This window comes from Schleiferilactobacillus shenzhenensis LY-73 (assembly GCF_000469325.1).
GTDB classification, from domain to species: Bacteria; Bacillota; Bacilli; order Lactobacillales; family Lactobacillaceae; genus Schleiferilactobacillus; species Schleiferilactobacillus shenzhenensis.
This window is the reverse complement of the sequence record NZ_KI271582.1, coordinates 36,051-57,989: the sequence shown is the minus strand read 5'-3', so window position 1 is coordinate 57,989 and position 21,939 is coordinate 36,051. Positions and strand designations below refer to the sequence as shown.

Below are 21,939 nucleotides of genomic sequence, written 5' to 3'. Positions count from 1 at the left end.
GAATGATTTCACCACTGAGCCCGTTTTGCCTCCGCTTGCTACGCGTTGGCACTCAATATGTCGCGGAATATGAGTTTTGTCCCAGTCCCTGCTTTTCTATGCGCGTCTACGCGCCCCGCTTCCGATGCGATGCGCTTTCCATCGCATCTGCATCTGTTGCGTCGGGGAACGTGAGCTTGAACGTCGTCCCCTTGTGCAGTTCGCTGGTCACCTTGATGGTGCCGCCGTGCTGCTTGACTAAGGAGTGAACGATGGAGAGGCCCAAGCCTGACTCGCCGTACTTCGTGTTCTTCCGGGACGGATCCGCCTTGTAGTAGCGGTCCCAGATATTCTTCACCTGGTCCGGCGTCATGCCGATACCCGTGTCGCTGACGGTGAAGACCGCCTCATGGAAGCCGCGCTCGGCCTTGATCGTGATCTGCCCGTCCTGGGTGAACTGGATGGCGTTTTGCACGACGTTGAAGATGATCTGTACGAAGCGGTCATAGTCGGCGTAGACACTGACCGGCGACTCGCCTTCGAGGGTGAGCTTGTCTTTGGCATCCGCCGCTTTTTTGGTCAGCTGGGTGACGATATTATGCAGCGGCCCCATGGCGTCGAACTGCCGCCGGGACAGTTTGATTTGACCGGTCCGAATCTTTTCGTAATCCAAATTATCATTGACCAGCCGAATCAGCCGCTTGGTTTCACCCCGCATCAGCTCGATACTCTTCCCTTTAGATTCTTCGGGAATAGCATCGTAGGCCAGACCTTCCAGCAGGCCGTTGATGGTCGTCAGCGGTGTGCGCATCTCGTGGGCCGCGTTGGCCATGAACTCCTTGCGCCGTTCCTCTTGACGTTCAATTTCTGTCTGAGAATCCCGCAGCGACTTGGCCATGATGTTGAAGTCAGTCGCCAGGTCGTCGATCTCGTCCCGGTGCTTGCTGGGCAGGTCGATGTCAAAGTTGCCGTCGGCGACCTCGTGGGCCGCGTGGCGCACTCGGTTGACCCGGGAGACTTGGTAGCGGGCAAGTAAGTAAGCGAGGATCAGCGCTAATACCAGAGAGATGATCAGCGCGACGAAGAGGTTCGACTCGATCTGGGCGATGTTCGAGTCGATATCCGCCACCCGGGCACTGACCACGATGGCCGCGAACATCTTGTTCTGGTAGAACCACGGCACGACAACGTAGGCCTGGGGCTGTGCCCCCTTAGGCGACTGCTGGCCGCCCAGCAGCTTGCCGCTGGACGACACGTCGCGGATGTACTCGCTCTTTTGCAGGCGGGACCAGTATTCTTTAGAAAGGTGGTCCGGCATCGGCCGGTGGCCCAGGTCCCCATCGGTGGGATACACGCGGACGTTGTCGTTGCTCTCGTTGTCTGCCTTGGAGTAAATCGTGAAGTTGACCCGCTGGTTCGTGAAGACCTGTTCGATCTTGTGGATCATGCTGGGGCTGATCTGGTACTGCCCCTTGACCCCGGTCTCCGAGGACATCACCAGCTGCTCCGCGTTCTGGCCGTAACCGGTCAGCTGCTCGAAGGTGTTGCTGTAAACATAGTTGCTATAGTAGTTCAACACGGTCCCGCCGACGATGAAGATCACGGTCAGGATGACCGCGAAGAAGCTGATCATCAGCTGATAGATTAATTTCACTTGGCCTCGCTCGTCTCGTCCTCATCCTTCTCGTCGTTGATGGCGGAATCGTCGTATTTGTAGCCCACGCCCCAGACGGTCTGAATCACCTGGGGACCAACCTTTTCAATCTTCTGCCGCAGTTTCTTAATATGGGCATCCACGGTGCGTTCGTCGCCGTAGTACTCATAATCCCACACCAATTCCAGCAGCTGTTCCCGGCTGAAGACCTGCTTGGGCTTGGTCGCCAACGTCTTCAGCAAGTCGAATTCCTTCGGGGTCAAGTTTTCGATCTGTTTGCCGTCGAGAAAGGCCTCCCGGGTCTTAGTGGACAGCTGCAGGTGGTCGGTGGTCACATCGTAGGCACTGTCGGCGTCGTCATCGTGGTCTTCACCTTCGCCGAGTTCCACCCGGCGGTGCAGCGCCTTGATGCGGGCGATCAGCGTGATCGGGCTGAAGGGCTTGGTGACATAATCATCGGCGCCCATTTCCAGCCCCAGTACTTGGTCACTGTCCGAATCCCGGGCCGTGAGCATAATGATTGGTACGGTCTTGGACACTTCGCGGATCTCCTTCGCCACCTGCATACCGTCTTTGCCCGGCAGGTTCAGGTCCAGGGTAATAATATCCCAGCCCGTGGGATCTTCATTGAACTTGTCCACGGCTTCATTGCCGTCATAAGCGAAGACGACGTCCCAGCCTTCCTTTTGGAAGAACATCGACATCATTTCTGAAACGGATTTGTTGTCTTCAATCATTAGGATTTTCATGTGTTTTTCCCCTCTATTTCAATCGATCGCGCAGACCCTTGACCTGGTGGTGCTGACGGTAGGCCAGATTCTCGTCTGGATCCACATAGTCCCGGGGCAGTTCATGACGTTTGATCAGGAACTTTTTTAACTTGGTTTCAACGTAAGCAAAAATGCTGACGGTGATCAGCACGCTCAGGAACAACCATATAATAAAAAAGTTGTCCCAGTGTAGCCAATGTATGAAGATTCCAAGAAGGACGGTGCCGCCGCCGATGGCCAGATGGGCGTTGCGCGCCTGCTGCTGGGCATACGCATAGGCGGCCGCGTTGGTGCTGGCCAGATAGGACTTATAGGCCACCATCGCGTCCGTTCGCTTCGCCGGCCAGACCAGATACTTCAGCCCAATCACCAGGATGATCGCGCCGACATAGATAAAGACCATCAAACCACCTCCGCACAAGCTTACACGCCTATTCTACCGGAATTTACAAGGGAATGCCAAAAATGCTACCATGACGCTAAGGCTTTACAAAAACAGGAGGATTATCATGGCACAGTATAAAGGGATCGTTTTCTTCGACTTGGATGGGACACTGCTCAATGCGCACTCACTCGTGGACAAGGCCACCGGCCAGGCCATTCATCAGCTGCGGGCGAACGGTTATCTGCCGATCATCGCCACCGGCCGCCACCCCACCGAGATTCGCGATGCCCGCCAAGTAACTGGCATCGACACCTTCATCAGTTTGAATGGGGCCTATATCGAGCACAATGGCCAAGCCATCTACAAGGGCATCATACCCACCCCCACGGTGGGCCAGCTGGTGCGGATCGGCGATGCGCTGGGCGAGGCCATCAGTATGTACACCCACGACACCATCCGGACCACCCGGGACACCGCCGACATGCGGGCGGCGTACAACTACATCCACACACCCATCCCTGCCGTCGACCACGATTTCTACAAGACCCACGAGATCCTCATGCTGCTGGTGCTCACCGACCGCAACGACGGCCGCTACACCTTCCCGCTCAACGGCAGCCTCACTTTCTACCGCAACGGGCCCGACTCCATTGATACGGTGAAGAAAAACGAGTCGAAGCGCCGCGGTGTCGAACGGCTGATCAAGCTGCTGGACCTGGCCGGCGTGCCAACGTGGGCCTTCGGCGACGGGCCCAACGATATTCCGATGCTGGATTACGTCGACCATCCCGTCGTCATGGCGAACGGCATCACCGCCGCCAAGGACCGGGCCGAGTTCATCACCGCCGCCAATACCGCCGGCGGTATCGTCACTGGTCTGCGCCATTACCAGCTGATCGATTAAGGAGTCGGACCAATGGATAATATACAACTCTGGGGCCGGGTGGGCAGTATTCTGCTGGGCTATGCCCTGGGCAACTTTCTCACCGCCTTCGTCGTCACCCGCGCAGTCGCCCACAAGTCCCCCACCGAAATCGGTTCGCACAATCCGGGCATGGCCAACGTCATGGCCCAACTGGGCTTCCTGCCGGGGGTGGCGGTGCTGGCGGGCGACTTGGCGAAGAGCGTCCTGGCCGTTGTGCTGGCCAATCTGCTCTTCCCCGCCATCGGCAGCTTCGCCACCCTGTACGCCGCGGTGGGCTGCACCCTGGGCCATAACTTCCCCGTCTGGCAGCACTTCCGCGGCGGCAAGGGTGTGGCCGTTACCGTCGTGCTGGTCATCCTCTACAACCCCTTCTGGGGCCTGATGGCGCTGCTGGGCGCGCTGGCCGTGCTACTGATCAGCCAGTACCTGAGCCTGGCCGGGATCGCCATTCTCACCGCCTACGTCCTCATCAGTATCTTCGTATTCCCGCTGGAGACGACCATCGTCCTCGCCATCCTGACGCTGATCATGCTATGGCGCTTCTGGGACAACATCGTGAACATCGCCAACGGGACGCAGGAGAAGAAAAATATCCCCCGGGCCGTCTTCCGTCTAGTCCGGACGAAATTAGCGAAGGCCAGAAAGTGAGCAGCCCCCCACCGTTTCAGTCCGATAACAGAACAGCCGTCTGGTCTCTTGGCCGGGCGGCTGTCTTTTTTATCGTTGTACTTTCTTCGCGCGGCGAAGTGTCATATGAGACATGGCCTCCGCCATTGGCGGCAAAGCTGCACCATGTTGCGGCGCTTCGGGTGCCAGTGCTTCACCGCGGATCGATAACAACTCACCCGCCTGATCGCGCGTTACCTGATAAAAACGATGGGGCGCAAAGGCGGTCCCCAGCAGCCGCCGTTCGTCGGCTGTCAACGCTGCGGCGGCTTTGCGCAAGGTATGTAACTCTTGAGTCATGAACCGGTCTCCCTTCTCATTCGCCTCCGATTATATACCATTCGGGAAGAAAGCGGTCACGAACCGCCTGCCCTGTCCTGTGTCGAACACCGTCACAGGCCGTAATTCACGGTATAGGTTAATGTGGCTTGGTAAGGATGGGTCTTCAACGTGGCAGCCGCCGAGCCGGCCACTTGCAAATCAATACTCTTGAAGTCCAGGTAGATGGTCGGACTGCTGGCGGGCGAACGGGTTAACCCGGTGGCCAGCGTGACTGCCGTTGGACTGCCCGCAGTCACGACGTGATCCGCCCCGGCCCGGTTGAAAATGATTGAAGCTGCGGTCAGATCGCTGCCCGCGTCCGTGGCGGCTTGGTCTTTGAAGGCAGACAGTCTGGCTGCCACAGTGATGCCGGTATTGGTCACAGGCCGGTAGTCGTGAATCTGGTACTGCAATGGTCGATCATCGGCGTCTTTTTTCTCCACGGAATACGTGGCGCCGTTACGCCCGGGGATTGTCTCCGTACCAAAAGACAGGTCATGCGGCACAAATTCAACGTACTGAGTAACGTACACGTAAGTAATCGTCGTGGGGTCGCTGCTAAAAGTGCCGATCCCATTGGCTGGCAATGGATCAGTCAGCACATAGGCCGGGCCATCCGCGTTGGGCTGAAAGCTGGCCGGCGGCTGGCCATCTGCGTCGTCTGCGGCATCGGTGAGGATATTGCCGCTGCCTGTATTGAAGTTATATGTATCGCCAACAATGCCCGTCTTGGTGACCGGGGTGTGCAATTCTGTCCCCGCTGTTGTTTGAAACTTGAGGGTGACTGACGCGTGCTGATTGATGATCACGGGCTCAATATTTGAAATCATGGCCTTGTTTTGGGCGTACTGGGGAATGGTCTCACTCGCGGATTGGGGAACATCTACAGCATAAAGATAAATGGTGTGCTCTTGCCCGTCGTTCAGCTGACTGACCATATCCGCCGGCAGCGTCCCCGTGAATTTGACCGGATCCGGGTGCGGCGGATCCCCGGTATACGTAATACTGCCAATCGAGGGATTAGCAGTCGGCACTGGCGGAATTTTGGCGGCATCCGGCTTCGTCAGCGACACATAGACATTGGCCTGTTTGCTGTTTAGATCAGTGACAGTACCTGGAATCTGGATCGACAGCGCGCCTTTCTTAACCCGTATCGCCGACTGATCGACATTTAGAATGGGCGGTTCGCTGTCATTGATCAGAGAGTTGAAGGCCATCTTTTTGCTATCACCCGGTTTGAACTCGTCGATGGGGGACCATTTCATGCCGATGCCGGAGTCATAATCATCATCGTTGTCTCCCTCGACCGCGCCGTAAGCCAATCCGTTGACCGGATTGGCCAAATCCGCTTGGCCCAGCCCGCTGGGCGTTTTGAATACTGGGAACTTGTCTGCCGCCCCGCCCTCATCACTATCTTCACCGCTCGCCGTCGTGTTACGCCAATACATCATGTTTTTTTGCACAGCAGTGTCGTAGTAATCGTAGCCAAGCCAATGGGTTCCCAGCCAGCCATCCGGGCCATTCGCCACGTTAAAATCGTAGCGAACGATATAAGGCGGTGCCCCGGTCTGTGACCGAATATAGACGCCCTCAGTCTTGCCCTCGGCCGGACCGCTCGTCGCTTGCGCACTGAAGCGGACAGGAATATTGTCCGTTTGGGGAGGCCGCTTAGCAAATGCTGAACCGTCAGTTAACGGGGTAAACGTTTTGAGCGCGGTATCATAGGTCCGGGCAAAATAAATACCGTTCAGAGTGACCGGATTTCGTTCCCCGCCATTAACTGTCTGCGGATTAGTGACGACTTCGGAGAAACCCATCTGGCTTCCATCAGCACTGGGGCCAATGGTAGCGTCCACGTGCAAAACAACCTGCTCGGTGGTAGAGGGCACACCGAGCGCGCCCAGCGTCCCGGGCATATTAAAATAACCGTCATAGGACAAATAAATCAATGATGGATCCTGGGCATCGTCGGGGTACATATGGACATGCTTGATCTCGTCAAATTCAAAGTTCGGGTAGTAAGTGTTCGTGACCCCGCCGCTGGCTGCAGGGATCGTGAAGGCATCAAAATGGGTCTGCTCGCTCCCGACCAGTAACGAAGTCGAGGTATAAGGCGTCATGTAGCCATTGCTATGGACTAAAAACGTGCCTGCATCTTTGGATTGCATACCAAAATCGGCAAACAGGCCGGTCACCCGCTGGTTGGTGTTGTGGTCAAACACATTAATATTGGGCATGTCGATCTTCGCGGCATCGATCAGTGTGCCTCGCGTCGTATTGCTGCCGCCGGCCTGGCTCATGTCGAAGAAAGCATTGTACATGTACTGGGCATCAATACCGTTGCCGAGGGCCATCGTCGCATGGGCGCGGTTGAGCAGCGGCAGCCAGAGATTGAATGTTACGCGCAGGGTTTTTCCGGCGCTATTAGCTGCCTGCAGTACGACTTGACGACCGTTGACAGAGCCTTCGTCTTTCGTGAGCGCCTGCATCCCGTTTTTCGAAATGGTGAGACTTAATCGATACGGTGTTGCGGTCCGGTCCAGTACCGCATGAACATCGTCAGTCGTCAATGGTTTCTCCGCTGAAGACACGCTAAACGTCAGCTGAGCAAGATCACTGGCGCTGAAGCTGCCAATATTCACGGTCGCATTGGTCGTCACGTCGCTGCCAGCGGTGGCGAACGGTACCGCCCCGGCCGTGCCTGTCCCATCCGTTTGGAGCGCAGGCTGAATATCCAAATATGACTGGGCTGGAACCGTGACTGCGGTGAGCGCTGGCCGGTTCAATAGCGGCGTATTGGTAACGGCGGCCGCCGGCACACCGCTCATTTGGACTGCGCCCAGTGAAGGCGTCGCCGTAATCAAGTGCGGCGACAATTCCGGATGAACCGTCTGCAGCACGCGCCGCTGTTCAGTCGCTGGCAAGGCCATGAAGGCTGCCGGAGTATACGGCGTGCCCACGACGGCTTGCTGTACCCACAGGGGGTAGACCGGCTGCTCTGTTGATTTTTTAACAGCGGTTGCGTCAGTTGAGGCCGCCTGCACGGTCGACAGACTTGAAACCGCCCCAAAAACGACCAAGGCAGTCAAAATAATGCAAAGGACCGATTCTTGAAAAATGGTCCTTCGTCTTTGTTCTATCAGGCCGTCACCCCTTTTTGGATGACCAACCAATAATGATCTCCAAGCACGCTGATTCGTGTCAGCCATGTCCACACCCCACAAACCCTTTATAACAAGTTATTTGGCTTAATGTTAACACTAAGTGCGTCTACATTTTTAGCAAATTGCATAGATGATATTTACCAATTATGTGTTGGTGACTAATGGGATAGTAGGCTAAAGGGCCCTGTTAATAGCGATGAAGTGAGATGTTTCCTTTCTGGTACACACCCATATTTCCCACTTTTTTAGGTATTTTCGAATTGCTGGCGAAGCACTTGAGCAGAGAAAAACGGAATGTGCCTTAGCATCAGTCCGACTGTACCAATCCTAAGAAGGGCTTTTTTGTACGCTGCCCGGTGCCATCGGATTGACACTTACCGGTGCCATCGGATTGGTTGACGACAACCGGTAATCCTGTTATACTGACATTGTGTCGATATTTGGGGGTGTTACGGATTCGACATGCGTAGGTGAGTGTGAGTTGCATTCCGCAGGAGACGCCTGCGTCATCACCGTCACAGTTAAATATAACTGCAAAGCCTCAAAATTCTTACGCTTTAGCTGCCTAATAGCAGCCCACTAGCGTGATCCTTCATCGCTGTTACCCGGGCGGTGGTCAAGGGTCTCAAAAATCAACCGGGTTACGATTCAGCACCACACCTGAGTGCTGGGTAAGAGACGATCAGGCATGTCTGTTCGTGCCAGCCCTGACCAACGGCGTTTCGGGCAGACGAGAAAATAAGTAGCTGGCCTATGAATGTAGATGCTTGCATGGCAATGCGCATGGACACGGGTTCAACTCCCGTCACCTCCACTAAGAAGTTTTTGAAAGGCCCCGGAAATACTGTTCAATCAGTACTTCCGGGGCCTTTTTTTGTCCTGTTTTTATTATTTGGTCATGGACCATGGCCGAACCATTCCGCACTCCCTTTTGCTTTCCGAATCCTTACTGGTTATTTTTTCAACTGCTTCTTGCCGCCCCGCCCCGTCCGCTGACTCTTTCGGTACATTCACAGCGAATATAGCCTTTTACCAACGTTAGTTCACAGACCATAGTTGATGGTATAAGTCAGCGTGGCCGCATAGGGATGCGGCAAGATATTACCGGTCGTCGGACTTGCAACGGTTAAATCAATTTGGCTAAAGTCCACTGGAATCTGGGCCTGAGTCGCCGGGTTGCGCGCCAGCCCGCTGGCAATCGTGACGGGTGTACCGCTGCCGGCGCTGACACTTTTGGCGCCGCTGCTATTGGTGAAGACAATACGGGCATTTGTAATATCCGGCCCCACGCCTGTGGCAGCCTGGTCTTTGAAAGCAGATAACGTGGCTGACAAGTCAATACCAGTATTCGTACCCGTGCGATAGTCGTTCACAACAAACTGCCGTGGGTCCGGATCACCCGCCGTCTGGCGTACAGCTTGATACGTACCGCTGCTTGCGGGGACTGGCTGTTGACCAAAATACAGGTCGTGGGGGACAAATTCTACATATTGGGTGGCGTAAGTATAGGTAATTGTGGTATCTGCATCAGGCACAGTACCCTGTCCCTCAGACGGGAGCGGCGTGCTCAGCAAATACAACGGACCGTTAGCATCCGGCCTCAGCGTTGCGGGCGGTTGGCCGATCAGGTCCGTGGCATCCGTCGTCGTCAAATCAGCGCTGCCGCTATTAAAGTTGTAGGATTGCCGAACATTACCGCTTTTAGCCACATCATCATGGAGCTTCTGTCCTGTTGTGGACTGGAACTTAATCGTGATGTTTCGTTTCTTGTTAAAAGTGACTGGTTCAACAATGGACACCTTGGGTTCGGTCTGTGCATACTTAGCGTCCACGTCCGGCGGTGACTGCGGGGTATCAATGGCATACAGGTAAACCGTATGCGTGTCACCGTCACTCAGGCCGGCGAGAACATTTGCCGGCACGACGCCACTCAAATCACCGTCAAAAGATAGCGGCGTTGTGTGCGGCGGTGTCGTGCTGCCATAATCCACAGAACCGATTTTATAGTCCGTCGCCGGAGCGACAGGGGGCTGATTGCCGGCGAAATTAGGTTTAGTAAGTGAAAGATAGACGTCCACGTGTTTGCTGTTGATATCGGAGACAGTGCCGGGTATCTTAATAGTCGCAGCGTTCTTGGGAACGTACTGAATATCATCATTCACCCGCAAAACCGGCGGCTGACTGTCATTAACCAAGGTGTTGAATGCCATGGTCTTGCTGTCGCCGGGCTTAAATTCGGGAATTGGCGACCATTTCATGCCGATCCCGCTGTCCATTTTAGAGGCCCCGCCGGGCGTTCCTTCTTCATCGCCATAGGCCAGCCCATTCACCGCGTTCACGGTATTGGCTTGGCCCAACCCTGTTGGTTTGTTGAACGTGGCGAACGACCCATATTGCAACTTACCATGCTCATCAAAATAGTCGTAGCCGGCCAAACCATTATCTGTGGTCGTCTGCCAAAAATGCAGCGTGCCATTATTACCATTACCCAGAACGCCGTTGGTAAGGTAATGGGTCCCTAACCAGCCGTCAGGGCCGTCGGGTACGTTGAAATTGTAACGGACAATGTAATTTGGCTGGGCAACCTGTGAACGGATGTAGACACCCTCATTTTTTCCTGCCCGGGGTCCGCTTGTGGCGATCGCCGAAAAGCGAATCGGAATATTATCGATAATCTTCTGTTGATCAGGATCATCAGTTGTCGGTCCAATAAATGTTTGAATGGCCGTGTCATAAGTCCGTACGAAATACAGGCCTTTGATGGACATCCGGTTAGACTCCCCATCGTTGATCATTACCGGATTCGTCACCACTTCACTGTAAGCCATTTGTGAGCCATCGGTACTGGGGCCCAGCGTACCCTTGACGTGCAACACCACCTGATGGGTGTCCGCCGGAAAGCCCAGTACAGACAAATAAGTAGGTGTATTGAAATAGCCGTCATACTTGAGATAAATCTTAGACGGATTAGTCATCGAGTCAGGGTACATATGCATGTGCTTAATCTCGTCAAAGGTATTCTGAGGATAGTAATGGTACGATACCGGACGAGAATCATCTGTAATCAAATTGGTCACGCCGGCCAAGCCCACGATCAATGACGATGACGTCCACGAGCCGGCCTTATTTGTGTCGAAACTGCCAGGGTTGGGCATTGACATGCCCCAATCGCCGTATAGTCCAGTGACTCGGGTATACTTGTACGGTTCACTCGACTTGGTAGTGTCAACGACGTTAATATTAGGAATATCGGCATCTTGGGCATCGTCGATTTGACCGCGCGTCACGCTGGTTCCCTGAATCCATTTGGGATCAAAGAATGAGTTATACATATACTGAGCGGTTAACCCATTACCTAAGGGCATGCTGGCATAAGCCCGATCAACCAGCGGCAGCCACAAATTAAATACAATGGCAAGCTGATTACCGCTGGCATTCGTGGCCGTCAGTCTCACTTTCCGCCCATTATACGTCGTTTGATCGGCGGTAAGCGCGTCAATGCCAGCTTTGCTTACTGTTAATGTCAATTCAGCAGGTGTCTGGCTTTTATCCAGCGTCACAGTGATATCAGCAGTAGTGAGCGGGCTCTCTGCACTGACGACCCGGAAACTGCTGCTGGTCAGTGCCGCCACATCATCTGCCGAAAAATTACCGATATTGACTGTTGTATTAGTGGTCACTGCGCTGCCGGCGGCGGCTAAGAACGCGCTTGCCGTGCCCGTCCCAGCCGACGTATTGACCGTTGGCTGAATGTCCAGATACGATTTGGCCGGATCAGGCAAAGCGGCGCCTTGGGTCAGTGCCAATGCAGCCGCTAAGGCTGGTTTGGCCGTCTGGTTTGACGGAATCTGACTTTGCTGGACACTGCCAATGGTCGGCGTGTTGTATGCCAAGGTCGGCGACAGCTCTGGGTGGAGCGTCCGCAGCAATTGACTTTGCTGCGCTGCCGGCAAAGAAGCGAACGCTGCTTGAGAATAAGGTGTCCCCACGATCGCTTTCTCCAGCCAATCTGGGTAACTTGCCAGATTGGCTTTACTCGCCGACGCATCAGTGCTTGCACTCACCGTTGTTACGCTTGAATGTCCCACCATCAGCAAGACCCCAATAATAACCAAAAACACAGTCCAGTGCCTGGCCCAATTCCCCACCTGGTGATTCCTCATATCCCGATTTTGCTTCATGTTCCGCAACCGACCATGAGCCGAAACACCCTCTGTATGCTTGTGCCCCACACCACAAGCACGTAAAATCAATCCCCATAAATCCAATTGACGCGATAACATCTTCAAAACCCCAATCCTTTATTCGCCCCAATAGTTGACATCACTATTATAATAACACGGAATGTGGGCTTTGACGAAGAATTGGTGTGTCTCAGATATGCAACATCGATTACTAAAAAGTGGTAATTACCGCGGTCTTGAAAACAGTTTCTTACAATATTGGTACATCATCGTTTTCAAATGTGGAGAAATATCCCAAACCGTGGTTGCACTAGTAACACAGTGCTTGTAAACTATTGACCAATATCAGCGAACCATCTTGGCGGCTGTTCCCGCAAACGTCGGCCACAGGAACTTGACGATATTCTGGGTCACTTGCCAATTATGTTCATGCAGTGCGGAATGCTGTGCATTCGGACCAATCACCTTGACTTGCTGGAACACGGCGATCCGCGGCTTTACCAAATAGCCAATGCTGGTGGCCGAGGGCACCGTCACTACCCCGTCGGACTGGCTGCCGTCTCCCAGGTCGCCATAGATATTCAGCATGCGCAGGGTCTTCGGTACCTGGGGGGCATACTTTTCTAACCGGTCGTATTCCGGGTGAACCAGCACCGGCCGGCCATTGGCGGCCAAACGGTTCTGGTGCGGCTGATCGGTCCACGTGGTGCCGTCATTGGGGTGAAAGAACGCGGACACCGGTTGCCGGCCGATGATGCCGTCGAAGGGGCCGGCCAGCGTGACCAGTTTGTTCACCTTGGGCAGACCGTGCCCAGCATCCTTGCCGTATTGAAACGTGTACAGGGTCGACGCATAAGCCCCCATGGAGTGCCCGACCAGGTTCACTTTCTTCAACTGCCGGTGCTTGTATAAGTATGCGAGCAAGTTGTGGAGCCATCGGGTGTATTGCACTTCCCCGCCCCGGTTATTCTCGAAGATGATGCGAATCAGCTGGCGGGAATGGGGATCGATCTTTGGTCCGATAAAGATGAACTTGCCCTCGGGGGTGACGCGCACGGTCGTGACAGTGTCGGTCACGCCAAGGGAGACGATATCATCGGTAATCAGCTGAGTGGAGTAACTGGTGGAGTGCCAGCCGGGCACAAAGAGAGTGGGCACATTGATCGCCTGCTGTTCGACGTGGGACAGATTCTCCCGGTGCGGTGCAGGCTGAATCGCCGTGCCGTAGAACAGTGCGGCCAGGCAGACCGCCACGATGGCGATGACGCCCCGCCAGACCCACCGCCGTTTCTTAATGTCTAACACTGCCGCACCTTCCTTCTACTCATCAATAAGAAAAGAGGGCCATTGCCTCGATACGGCAACAGTCCCCTCAACATCAAAAACAGAATTAAGCAATCGCTTTTTTGGCAGTATCCACCAAAGCGGTAAAACCAGTGGGGTCAGAAACCGCCAGGTCAGCCAGCATCTTGCGGTTGATCGTGACGTTGGCCACCTTCAAGCCATGCATCAGCTGGCTGTAGCTCATGTCGTTCATGCGGGCTGCCGCATTGATCCGGGCAATCCAGAGCTTGCGGAAGTCCCGCTTCACTTGCCGGCGATCCCGGAAAGCGTAACGATACGAGTTCATCACTTGGGCATTAGCCGCCTTGAACAGTAAATGCTTCGCGCCGACATAACCCTTTGCCAGCTTTAATACCTTTTTGCGCCGTTTACGCGCGACGTTGCCGCCTTTTACACGTGCCATATTTGATAGTCCTCCTTGTTCTTCGTTAAACCAGTGGTGGTGCTTACTTCATCTGGGACAGCATCGGCTTGATGCGCTTCATGTCGCTGCCGGAAACCAACGCTGATTTCCGCAATTGCCGACGCTGCTTCACTGTTTTACCGTGGAACCGGTGAGACGTGTAAGCGTGGCCCCGCTTCAGAGCGCCCGAGGCGGTCTTCTTGAAGCGCTTGGCTGATGCACGATGTGTTTTAAACTTTGGCATTGAATTGTCCTCCTATACTGCGATTAGTCCCGCCGCCGGCTGTTGTGCCGGTCAGGACATGGTCTTACTTGGCGTCGCTCTCGTTGTCAGCGGCCTTAGCGGTGTCCAGGTCGGCCTTCGGAGCCAACATCAGGAACATGAAGCGGCCGTCCATCTTGGGTCGGGTCTCGACCGTGGCGATGTCCGCCGTCTGCTTAGCCAGTTCGTTCAGCACGTTGGCCCCAATATCCTTGTGGGTAATGGCCCGGCCGCGGAACCGAACGGATGCTTTGACTTTGGCGCCCTTGCTTAAGAACTTGCGCGCGTTGTTCAGCTTCGTATTGAAGTCATTGGTTTCAATGGTCGGCGATAAGCGCACTTCTTTGATGTTGATGGTCTTTTGCTTCTTGCGTGCTTCACGATCTTTTTTCTGCAGTTCGAAGCGGTACTTCCCGTAGTCCATGATGCGGGCTACCGGCGGCTTCGCTCCCGGAGCCACTAGAACAACGTCCAACCCGGCTTGTTCAGCCAGGTCCAGGGCATCACGCTTGGACTTAACGCCCAATTGGTCGCCGTTTTGATCGATCAAGCGAACCTCGCGGGCGCGAATGCCATCGTTTACCATCAAATCTCTTGCTATGGTAATTCACCTCTCCATAATAGTTTCTGAAGAAAACACAAAAATCGACGGGCGCACAACGCACCCGTCGAATCAGAATTCACCGATTGTATAAACCCAGAGGTTTGAAACATGGGCGAGAGACGGGTGTCTCTACTTGTATTTTCTCAACTTGTCCAGTGTACCGGATGACTTATTGCTTGTCAAGCGCGTTCAGTACCTTGGAGTTATCGGCCTCACCGGTACGGGAGTAGTTCTTGATGTCGGCCACGATAGCGTCGATGAACATCTCCAGGTCCTGGGACTCGGCCTTGTCGTGCCCGTACTTGCGGACAGAGACGCTGGAATCCTTGACTTCCTCGTCGCCGACGACCAGCGTGTACGGAATCTTCTGGGTCTGGGACTCGCGAATCTTGTAGCCCATCTTCTCGTTGCGGTCGTCTACTTCGACCCGCACGCCCTCCTTGAGCAGGCGCTTCTTGATCTCGTTGGCGTAGTCCAGGTGCATCTCGTTGTTGACCGGGATGATCTCGGCTTGGATAGGAGAAAGCCAAGTCGGGAATGCACCCTTGTAGATTTCTGTCAGATACGCGATGAACCGCTCCATGGTGGACACGATGCCCCGGTGGATCATGACCGGCCGGTGCTCTTCGCCATCGTCACCGACGTAAGTCAGGTGGAACTTCTCCGGCATCATGAAGTCCAATTGAATCGTGGACAGCGTCTCGTCGTTGCCCAGCGCAGTCTTCGTCTGGACATCCAGCTTAGGGCCGTAGAAGGCGGCTTCCCCTTCGGCTTCGTAGTAGTCCAGGCCGAGGTCGTCCATGGCGCCCTTGAGCATGGCTTGGGACTTGTTCCACATGGCATCGTCATCGAAGTACTTGGCGGTGTTCTTGGGGTCGCGGTAGCTCAGACGGAAGCTGTAGTTGGTGATGTCGAAGTCAGCATAGACATCCATCATCAGCGTCAGGATCTTCTTGAACTCGTCCTGAATCTGATCCGGGGCCACGAAGGTGTGACCGTCGTTCAGGGTCATTTCCCGAACCCGCTGCAGGCCAGAAAGCGCACCGGATTTCTCATAACGGTGCATCATACCCAGCTCAGCGATGCGGATGGGCAGTTCCCGGTAGCTGCGGATGTGGTGCTTGTAAATCTGGATGTGGGACGGGCAGTTCATCGGCCGCAGTTCCAGCATCTCACCGTCGCCCATGTCCATCGGCGGGAACATGTCGTCCTTGTAGTGATCCCAGTGACCGGACTGCTTGTACAGATTCAGATTGGCCAGGATGGGCGTGTAGACGTGCTGGTAGCCGTTGGCGATTTCCTTGTCGATGATGTAGCGCTCAATCGTCCGGCGAATCGTGGCCCCCTTGGGCATCCAGTAAGCTAAGCCGGCACCGACCTCAGGGTCAACGAAGAACAGATCCAGTTCCCGGCCAATCGTCCGGTGGTCGCGTTCCTTGATGTCCGCACGGCGCTTGGCGTCTTCCTCCAACTCTTCCGCAGAGAAGAACGCAGTCCCGTAGATCCGCTGCAGCATCGGGTTAGACGACTTGCCTTGCCAATACGCCCCCGCCACACTGAGCAGGGAGAAATGCTTCAGCAGTTTGGTGTCGGGCAGCAGCGGGCCGTAACCGAAGTCGATGAAGTCGCCCAGCTTGTAGACCGGAATCTGGACGCCGGCTTGCGCCTTGACCAAGGCAGACTTATACGGATCGTCGGCGAAATGCTTGGCCAGCTCGTCCTTCGCCATCATCACCCGCTCAATCTTGTCATCATCCTTGACGGCGGCGTTCATTTCTTTCTCCAATGCCGGCAAGTCGGTGACAGCGATCTGGTTCTCGCCGTTCGCCGGGTTATCGGTGTCGTAGAAGAAGCCGTCTGCTTGGGCCTTGCCCTCGCCTAAGTGGTAGCTGGGGAAGCTCTGGTGAACCGCAGCCGCCAGCAGAAAGGCGCCAGTGTTGCGCAGGACCGCCAAGCCCAGGTCATCCTTCTTGGTGACGATGGTGATCTTGCCGTCCTGCTTGATCGGTGCGGTCAAGTCAATGGCCGTCCCGTTCAACGTGGCGGCGACAGCGTTCTTCGCCAGCGAGTTGCTGATGTCCTTGGCGATGGCTAAAGCGTTGGTGCCGGCGTCGACTTGCTTCTTGGCGCCATCTGGGAATGTTAACGTAATTTGTTCTGCCATGAAAATTTCCTCCTCTAAGTAATCAATGGAACGAGCAGCATTAGGACAATTGAGGGCGGGTGCCCGAGGGCGGTGCGGATTGGGGCTCAGCCATAAAATTGTTGTTCGCAGGCGCCTTTTGCCTGCTTATAACAAGGCCGAGCTTGAAGACCGCGTGCATTTTGCGCGGGCTTCAAGTCGTGCCCATGGCGTTCCAGCCCCAAATCCGCGGAGCCCTCGGGTACCCGGGCCAGCGAACAAAAAAGTCCCAGTGTTCGACAATCGTCGATAACACTGGGACGCTCAATGCGCGGTTCCACCCGAATTGAATGTGCTGCCACATTCCACTTGATTGGTCGATAACGGGACGACCCGTGTGCACGGTTGCTCGAGATTGGTTGATGTGCCGCCTGTCTGGCTTTCAGCCTAAGGCCAGACTCTCTGAAACGGGCATATGAAGCATCTCTCATGCATCTCAATTGGCTTTATTATACCCATGGTGTTTTCAAAAAAACAAGAGGGTTAGCGAATTGTTTTCATTCTTGATTTTGAACGGAAGCCGTGCGCCGGTCTGGTCCTTCGATATTGATCTCTTTGGCGAGAAAATTGATGCGGGCCATGATGCGGTTGGCTTTCAAGGAATCGTCTTGACCATTCTTCCCGGCAGCCATGAATTCAGCGAGATTGGGAATCGTCAGGTTGGAGCTGAAGAATGTCGGCAGACGTTCCTGCATTCGGTATTGTAAAATGACGCCCAAGACATCATCACGGAACCAGGGACTCTGAGTTTCTCCACCGATGTCATCAAACATCAAGAGCGGTACCCGTTGAATTTTATGGACACGATCTAAAACACTATTGTCGCTAATGGCATCGCGAATCTCAACTGAGAACGTAGGCACGTGCAGAATGAGCGTATGGACATTTTGCTTTCTGGCCAAATCGTTGGCGACGGCTCCCAGTAAGTAAGTCTTGCCCACGCCATAATTGCCAGACAAATAAAGGCCCTGTTGGAACTCGCCCGGGCGGTACCGTTCGACGAAGGCCAGCGCAGCATCGAGTGCTACCTCGCGCCCGTGCGAATCGTAATTATCCAATGTGGCATTTTTGAAGTCTTTTGGCATTTTGGCAGCATCAACCAACGCCGCCAGGGCGGCCGCATTATCTTCCGCAATTTTCTTGGGCTCCGGTGCATAAGAAATATCAATCAGATGATTGTTCACAATCAACCGCGGCTTATAGCCTGGGGCGAACGTGTCTTCATGCTTAGCCAGCTTTTCTTTCTCATTAACAAATTCATACAGCTTAGCGGCCCCTTTACGGATTGCATCCGGTGCAAGTTGGCTCTGATGGGCCCGAAGAAAGTTTTGAACATCAGGGTCATTGTGCACCTTCTGCAATATTTTATTGTACCGTTCGCGCCAATTATGCTGGTTGAGGTATTTGCCCAAATCTTTGCTGACTTCCTTCATGACGGTGCACCACCCTTCCGTTTCTTTTCACTCTCCCGATTTTCTGCTCGATACCGGGCTAACCGTTCGGCGAGACGCTTTTTCACTTCCGGATCAGCCTCTTGGGCTTCCGGCGGCTTGTAGTTCGGATCGGCCCAAGCAGGTTGCTTCGTCTTTGGGGGAATCGCTGCCGGTTTGCGGAAGTTGCTCCGTTGACTGTTACCGCCTTGCTGCTTCTGGGCCCGGGCTCTGATATGGGCTAATGCTTTCTCTGGGGTGTCCACATGACTGCGCAAAAAGTCATTAACCATTTTCTCCATCGGAATCTGGTTGACCGCATTGAACATGGTCACCGCATAATTGATCATGATGTTTACCACACTGTCCGGCAGTACGTGCCGTTGGGTAATGGACATGACGGCGCTATTCTCGGCCACACCCACCAATGTGTTGAGCTTTGCGTGATTCCAACGCAGGAACTCAGCTGGCGACAAAGTTTTGGCTGCTTGTAAGATTTCTTGTTCTGTTAATCTGGGCATCGTCACCGGCGGCGCATCCACTGCTCGGACAGACGGCCCCTGTTTGGCAAATTGTTGCCGGGCCACACTGCGCAAGCGTTTGTCATCAATTTCATTGGTCATCAGATTCATGGTGTTGCCAATCAGCCGAGCCATATCCACTTCGTTGATTTTATAAAACTCATGGAGCATAAAAATCGTCTGGGCATGCGCGTTGATTTGGTTTCGATTGATCTGAGCAAATTGCAAACTGGCGGTGAGCAGGTCCCAATCAAAGGCCTGCATCTGGTCATTGGTGTACCGCGGTTTAGGACTCAGCGCCGACTGCTGTGCCACCGCTGCGGCTTGCTGCTGATGATGTAATACTCGGCTGGCCTCAGCAGAAAAGACCGTGGTGAAATCCTGAGTTACCTCAGTGTAATCCCCCATGTCAAAGCGCTGTTGCGCAAAATGATCCCGAATCTCGTTATACCGGTCATCCTCGACTTGCTGGCGGAGAAATTCTGATAACAACGGTTCAGCAAAGAATTCTTTAGGGGCCAAGGGGGCGTGCAAAACATAAATGTAGTATGTGCCCAACTTGTCAGATTTCTTGTATGACTGTAACAACCCCAAGGCTTCCAGCTTGCTCCGGGCAGTGAAAAACGACGTCAAGTCTTCCCCCAGCATCGTCAAAAGCCAGATGTGCGCTTTACGTTCGGATAACAGCATCGGCGCATCATTATGGTGCACCTGGGTCTCCAAAATATGGTACAGCGAAAAGCCCACCGCGCCAGTCAGCGGCTGGTACAAATATGTCAGCAGCTCTTCCGAGTACGCACTCAAGTAATCCGCCGACGTCACCAAAAAGCCGTCCAAAGCGGCTAAGGTGCCAATTTGAGCGACCTTTCCGTTCATTTTTTCTTCCCCTTCTCTTGTTTCGGTGCGGGTGCGGGACCATCGGGATGGTGGTTGCCGCGGGCCATCATTTCTTGCAGTTCCTTCATGAAGACATTCATGTCCTTGAACTGGCGGTAGACGCTGGCAAAGCGGATGTACGCGACGTCGTCGATGCCGGACAGGCGGGTCATGACGGCCTCGCCGATGTCCTTGGAGGACACCTCGTTGTCACCGGTCTGGCGCAGCTGGCGTTCCACATCGTCGACCAGCCCGGTCATCTGTTCCATGGTCACCGGCCGCTTCTCGGCAGCGCGGATGACCCCCTTCAGAATCTTCTCGCGGTTGAATTCTTCCCGGGTACCGTTCTTCTTAATGACCAGCAGCGGCGTCTGCTCCACCCGTTCGAAGGTGGTGAAGCGATAGCCGCAGTTTTCGCATTCGCGCCGGCGCCGGATCGACCGGTTGCCGTCGGCCGGGCGCGAGTCGATAACGCGTGAACTATTGTGGTGACAGCGGGGACAGAGCATGTTTATTCCTCATTTCTTAACTTAGGATCGAGACCGAGCTGCTTCAGGATGGCGTCGACTTGGGGCTTGAGGGCAGAAAGCGGACCGCTGTTGTCCGTCCAGAAATCCGCCCGGGCGCGCTTCTCGTCAATCGGCTCCTGCGCCGCGATGCGGACGTCGGCCGCGGCGGCGGTCATGCCGTCCCGGGCCATTAGCCGCGTCTTCTCCAGCGCGGGCGGGACATAGGCGACCAGCACCCCATCCACCATGGGCAGGTAGTAACCGCCCTCGAAGAGCAGGGGAATGTCCAGGACGATGAGCGGCGCATCAGCCGCCTTGTACCGGTCCAGCTCGGCCTGAATGGCGTCGCGGATCAGCCCGCCGTTAAGCTGGTCCAGCTTCCGGCGCTGGGCCGGATCGCTGAAGACGATGCGGCCTAACGCATGGCGGTCCAGACTGCCGTCGGGCTGGATGACACTGGGGCCGAAGGTCTGCTTGATCCGTGCCAGTCCCTCGCTGCCCGGTGCCACGACTTGGCGCGCCAACGCATCGGCGTCCACGACGGGATAACCGTAATCATGGAAGATCTGAGCGACCGTACTCTTGCCGGTGGCGATACTGCCGGTCAGTCCGAGCACATAACTCATACGTCCCCCGCCTTCCGCCGGGGCAGCCGCTGGCAATGGGGGCAGAAATGCGTTCCCCGCCCGGCGACCCGAATCTTGACGATAGCCGTGCCGCACCGCTCGCACGGCTGCCCTTCCCGGCCATACACATGGAGCGCATTTTGGAAGTCGCCGGTCTCACCGTCGGCCCCTTGGAAGGAGTGTACCGTGGTGCCGTGGGCTGCAATGGCCTTGGTCAGTTCAGTAATCATTGCTTCCCGCAATCGGCCGATTTTGATCGTGGAAATCTCGTCGGCTGGCGTCAGCGGATGAATCCGCGTCAGCCACAGGACTTCATCAGCGTAAATATTGCCTAGGCCAGCGACCACACTCTGATTCAGCAGCACGCCTTTAATCGCCGCGTGCCGCCGCTGCAGCGCGGTCCGCAAATACGACTTAGTGAACGCCGAGTCAAACGGTTCTGGCCCCAATTCTCGCAAGCCGGGCACCTGATCCTCGTCGCCCGTGGCCACGAGCACCATCCGGCCAAACTTGCGCATGTCCCGGTAGCGCAGCTGCGAGCCGTCGCTGAACGTGAAGACCACGTGGGTAAACCGTTCCAGCGTCTGCTCCGGGTCAACGGTGAAGGCATATTTGCCCTCCATCCGCAGATGGGACACCATGGTCACGCCGCCGCTGAACCGGAAAAGCAAATACTTGCCCCGGCGGCCAATGGCTTCAATGGTCCGGCCGACGACCACGTCCGCAAACGCGCCAACGTCGCCGCCAACGATTTTTGGCCAGTCACTGGTCACGTTCACGATTGTTTTTCCTACAACAGTGTCCGCCAAACCGCGGCGCACTGTTTCTACTTCTGGTAATTCCGGCACTGACGAACACTCCTCTCTTTGGGGCCGGGTGCTTGCGAGCTCCGCGGATTGGGGGCTGGAACGCCATGGGCACGACTTTGAGCCAAGGGCAAAAACCGCCCTTGTCTCAAAGCTCGGCCTTGTCGTAAGCGGGCAAAAATCGCCCGCTAACAACAATTTCATGGCTGAGCCCCCATCCGCTCCGCTCGCAAGCACCCTACTGTCGTTCCTGATACTAGGGTTAACAACGAACACCACTCGCACCGTGAGCCAGCACACTGCATCCCCACTCAACACAACTTATCGT

The 21,939-nt window shown here is 55.1% G+C and carries 18 protein-coding genes and 1 other RNA gene; 3 read left to right on the top strand and 16 right to left on the bottom strand.

All coding sequences use genetic code 11. The features are described from left to right. Positions 1-106: 106 nt before the first annotated feature. The 3 genes from L248_RS00240 to L248_RS00230 are packed head-to-tail and all read right to left on the bottom strand — an operon-like array spanning position 107 to position 2,806. Positions 107-1,633, bottom strand: a complete 1,527-nt coding sequence (locus L248_RS00240) for a sensor histidine kinase (protein ID WP_022528002.1) — start codon at positions 1,631-1,633, stop codon at positions 107-109. Further along, positions 1,630-2,382: a response regulator transcription factor gene (locus L248_RS00235; RefSeq protein WP_022528001.1), complete on the bottom strand. Its 753-nt coding sequence runs from the start codon at positions 2,380-2,382 to the stop codon at positions 1,630-1,632. Before L248_RS00235 ends, L248_RS00240 begins: the two co-directional genes overlap by 4 nt. A gap of 13 nt (positions 2,383-2,395) precedes the next feature. Next, positions 2,396-2,806, bottom strand: a complete 411-nt coding sequence (locus L248_RS00230; protein ID WP_022528000.1) for a hypothetical protein — start codon at positions 2,804-2,806, stop codon at positions 2,396-2,398. Between the two features lie 106 nt (positions 2,807-2,912). On the opposite strand from L248_RS00230, the gene L248_RS00225 reads away from it, so the two are divergent. Together L248_RS00225 and L248_RS00220 are read left to right on the top strand one after the other, a co-directional pair. Further along, a complete protein-coding gene (locus L248_RS00225; RefSeq protein ID WP_022527999.1) occupies positions 2,913-3,692 on the top strand; it encodes a Cof-type HAD-IIB family hydrolase in 780 nt (259 codons plus the stop codon). 12 nt (positions 3,693-3,704) lie between these two features. After that, the gene (locus tag L248_RS00220) at positions 3,705-4,361 is read left to right on the top strand and encodes a glycerol-3-phosphate acyltransferase (RefSeq protein WP_022527998.1); all 657 of its coding nucleotides are present in this window, start codon (positions 3,705-3,707) and stop codon (positions 4,359-4,361) included. Between the two features lie 69 nt (positions 4,362-4,430). Here L248_RS00220 and L248_RS00215 read toward each other — a convergent pair whose 3' ends face one another. Both L248_RS00215 and L248_RS00210 read right to left on the bottom strand, forming a co-directional pair. Then, positions 4,431-4,679, bottom strand: a complete 249-nt coding sequence (locus L248_RS00215; RefSeq protein WP_022527997.1) for a hypothetical protein — start codon at positions 4,677-4,679, stop codon at positions 4,431-4,433. 92 nt (positions 4,680-4,771) lie between these two features. Next, positions 4,772-7,660: a MucBP domain-containing protein gene (locus tag L248_RS00210; RefSeq protein ID WP_196811969.1), complete on the bottom strand. Its 2,889-nt coding sequence runs from the start codon at positions 7,658-7,660 to the stop codon at positions 4,772-4,774. A gap of 646 nt (positions 7,661-8,306) precedes the next feature. Between L248_RS00210 and ssrA the strand changes: the two genes are divergently transcribed. Then, positions 8,307-8,681, top strand: a transfer-messenger RNA (tmRNA) gene (ssrA, locus tag L248_RS15495). 226 nt (positions 8,682-8,907) lie between these two features. Here ssrA and L248_RS00205 read toward each other — a convergent pair. The 11 genes from L248_RS00205 to mutM form a co-directional block, all read right to left on the bottom strand. Continuing rightward, a complete protein-coding gene (locus tag L248_RS00205) occupies positions 8,908-11,955 on the bottom strand; it encodes a MucBP domain-containing protein (RefSeq protein WP_155828525.1) in 3,048 nt (1,015 codons plus the stop codon). A gap of 438 nt (positions 11,956-12,393) precedes the next feature. Beyond that, on the bottom strand, positions 12,394-13,353 hold the full coding sequence (locus L248_RS00200) for an alpha/beta hydrolase (protein ID WP_022527994.1): 960 nt from the start codon (positions 13,351-13,353) through the stop codon (positions 12,394-12,396). A gap of 85 nt (positions 13,354-13,438) precedes the next feature. After that, positions 13,439-13,795 (bottom strand): 50S ribosomal protein L20, encoded by a 357-nt coding sequence (rplT, locus tag L248_RS00195; RefSeq protein WP_022527993.1) that lies wholly within the window; start codon positions 13,793-13,795, stop codon positions 13,439-13,441. A 43-nt stretch (positions 13,796-13,838) separates the two neighbouring features. Next, on the bottom strand, positions 13,839-14,039 hold the full coding sequence (gene rpmI / locus L248_RS00190) for a 50S ribosomal protein L35 (protein WP_022527992.1): 201 nt from the start codon (positions 14,037-14,039) through the stop codon (positions 13,839-13,841). Positions 14,040-14,103: 64 nt separating this feature from the next. Continuing rightward, positions 14,104-14,664, bottom strand: coding sequence for a translation initiation factor IF-3 (gene infC / locus L248_RS00185; protein WP_081701151.1), 561 nt, complete (start codon positions 14,662-14,664; stop codon positions 14,104-14,106). Between the two features lie 166 nt (positions 14,665-14,830). After that, positions 14,831-16,825 carry a threonine--tRNA ligase gene (thrS, locus tag L248_RS00180; RefSeq protein WP_022527990.1) on the bottom strand — a complete coding sequence of 665 codons (1,995 nt, stop codon included), beginning with the start codon at positions 16,823-16,825 and terminating at the stop codon, positions 14,831-14,833. Between the two features lie 515 nt (positions 16,826-17,340). Further along, a complete protein-coding gene (gene dnaI / locus L248_RS00170) occupies positions 17,341-18,276 on the bottom strand; it encodes a primosomal protein DnaI (protein WP_022527989.1) in 936 nt (311 codons plus the stop codon). After that, on the bottom strand, positions 18,273-19,670 hold the full coding sequence (locus L248_RS00165) for a replication initiation and membrane attachment family protein (RefSeq protein WP_022527988.1): 1,398 nt from the start codon (positions 19,668-19,670) through the stop codon (positions 18,273-18,275). Before L248_RS00165 ends, dnaI begins: the two co-directional genes overlap by 4 nt. Then, positions 19,667-20,179 (bottom strand): transcriptional regulator NrdR, encoded by a 513-nt coding sequence (gene nrdR / locus L248_RS00160; RefSeq protein WP_040534107.1) that lies wholly within the window; start codon positions 20,177-20,179, stop codon positions 19,667-19,669. The genes L248_RS00165 and nrdR overlap by 4 nt, the downstream gene beginning before the upstream one ends. A 2-nt stretch (positions 20,180-20,181) precedes the next feature. Beyond that, a complete protein-coding gene (gene coaE, locus L248_RS00155) occupies positions 20,182-20,805 on the bottom strand; it encodes a dephospho-CoA kinase (protein WP_022527986.1) in 624 nt (207 codons plus the stop codon). Continuing rightward, positions 20,802-21,653 carry a bifunctional DNA-formamidopyrimidine glycosylase/DNA-(apurinic or apyrimidinic site) lyase gene (mutM, locus tag L248_RS00150; protein ID WP_022527985.1) on the bottom strand — a complete coding sequence of 284 codons (852 nt, stop codon included), beginning with the start codon at positions 21,651-21,653 and terminating at the stop codon, positions 20,802-20,804. The genes coaE and mutM overlap by 4 nt, the downstream gene beginning before the upstream one ends. Positions 21,654-21,939 lie beyond the last annotated feature (286 nt).

What these genes read in the sequence shown, in the direction of transcription:
- rpmI (WP_022527992.1), bottom strand. Translation starts at nt 14,039, where the DNA reads ATGCCAAAGTTTAAAACACATCGTGCATCAGCCAAGCGCTTCAAGAAG.
- L248_RS00235 (WP_022528001.1), bottom strand. Translation starts at nt 2,382, where the DNA reads ATGAAAATCCTAATGATTGAAGACAACAAATCCGTTTCAGAAATGATG.
- L248_RS00230 (WP_022528000.1), bottom strand. Translation starts at nt 2,806, where the DNA reads ATGGTCTTTATCTATGTCGGCGCGATCATCCTGGTGATTGGGCTGAAG.
- dnaI (WP_022527989.1), bottom strand. Translation starts at nt 18,276, where the DNA reads ATGAAGGAAGTCAGCAAAGATTTGGGCAAATACCTCAACCAGCATAAT.
- rplT (WP_022527993.1), bottom strand. Translation starts at nt 13,795, where the DNA reads ATGGCACGTGTAAAAGGCGGCAACGTCGCGCGTAAACGGCGCAAAAAG.
- L248_RS00205 (WP_155828525.1), bottom strand. Translation starts at nt 11,955, where the DNA reads ATGGTGGGACATTCAAGCGTAACAACGGTGAGTGCAAGCACTGATGCG.
- L248_RS00225 (WP_022527999.1), top strand. Translation starts at nt 2,913, where the DNA reads ATGGCACAGTATAAAGGGATCGTTTTCTTCGACTTGGATGGGACACTG.
- L248_RS00165 (WP_022527988.1), bottom strand. Translation starts at nt 19,670, where the DNA reads ATGAACGGAAAGGTCGCTCAAATTGGCACCTTAGCCGCTTTGGACGGC.
- coaE (WP_022527986.1), bottom strand. Translation starts at nt 20,805, where the DNA reads ATGAGTTATGTGCTCGGACTGACCGGCAGTATCGCCACCGGCAAGAGT.
- thrS (WP_022527990.1), bottom strand. Translation starts at nt 16,825, where the DNA reads ATGGCAGAACAAATTACGTTAACATTCCCAGATGGCGCCAAGAAGCAA.
- L248_RS00215 (WP_022527997.1), bottom strand. Translation starts at nt 4,679, where the DNA reads ATGACTCAAGAGTTACATACCTTGCGCAAAGCCGCCGCAGCGTTGACA.
- nrdR (WP_040534107.1), bottom strand. Translation starts at nt 20,179, where the DNA reads ATGCTCTGTCCCCGCTGTCACCACAATAGTTCACGCGTTATCGACTCG.
- L248_RS00220 (WP_022527998.1), top strand. Translation starts at nt 3,705, where the DNA reads ATGGATAATATACAACTCTGGGGCCGGGTGGGCAGTATTCTGCTGGGC.